The following is a 991-nucleotide window of genomic DNA, read 5'->3' on the forward strand; positions in this document are numbered from 1 at the left end:
CCCCTTAGTACCAGGTGGTCAGATGGCTAAACGCGTCTTGGACGAATTATTATATGCCCACAAAGCGCATTTACCACAATTTGCTGACAAGATTGCTGAAATTGAAGCCAACCAACCAGATGTTGTTGCTTACGTAGACGAATTAATGCAATCGAATTAAGGGCTTGTTTTAAAAAAAATGACAAGCCTTTGTCAAAATTTTTCGCCATAAAAATAGCGTGCCTCAGGGAGTTGACTGACCTTCCTGGGGCACGCTTTTTCCAATATGATGACGCTGGCTATTAAAAACCGTAGGCAGCATCTTTTTTGGCTTGAATTTCTGCTTGTACGTCTGCCATGGTGAAGACATCATCGACCAATCGTTCAATACGGAAAATGATGTCATCACTGACGATTTCGTTGCGGCTGAAGTCTCGGTCTTCAATAAAGACGTACTTGTTGACGACAGTGGCCTTCATATAATTTAAGATCGGCATTAATTGGGTTTCAACCATTAAATAATGACGCGGAGAACCAGCAGTGTTGATGACGCCAACCACCTTGTCCCGGAAGGCATTCACGGGTAGCAGGTCGAACAAGTTTTTCACGGTAGCTGGGTATGAAGCTTGGAAAGTCGGCATGGTGAAGACTAAGACATCTGCGGCCATGATGGATTTAAGGACTTGACCAGTGTCTCCAGGATATTCAAAATAATTGCGGCCATCTGAAAAAACCATGTTCTTTTCAGCCAGGTCAATTAATTCCATGTCCGCATCGGGGCGGTAGCTTTTTGCTTGTCTAATGTATTCATCTGCAGCAACACGTGATTTGGTGCCGACATTTGATCCGCTGATAACGACTGTCTTCATGGTGGGTAAACTCCTTTTTCAATTGTAATAATGGGTAATATAGATTTGAATAACTACTTATTTTTGTATAGTGTAACACGTTTTGATAGGCTTGGAAAATGCTTTGTTTCGTTTTCGAAATATTATGCGGAATGTTTGAATTG

Annotated in this window: 1 protein-coding gene and 1 pseudogene; one reads left to right on the forward strand and one right to left on the reverse strand. The window is 41.9% G+C overall.

Annotation, left to right across the window (positions count from 1 at the left end):
* Positions 1 to 160: pseudogene (locus tag ACRCJ0_RS15370) on the forward strand (6-phospho-beta-glucosidase); the annotation flags it as partial.
* Between the two features lie 121 nt (positions 161 to 281).
* Here the strand turns inward: ACRCJ0_RS15370 and ACRCJ0_RS15375 are convergent.
* Complete coding sequence (locus ACRCJ0_RS15375; RefSeq protein ID WP_069285468.1) at positions 282 to 848, reverse strand: NADPH-dependent FMN reductase; 567 nt, start codon at positions 846 to 848, stop codon at positions 282 to 284.
* Positions 849 to 991 lie beyond the last annotated feature (143 nt).

Source organism: Aerococcus sp. L_32, from assembly GCF_050689315.1.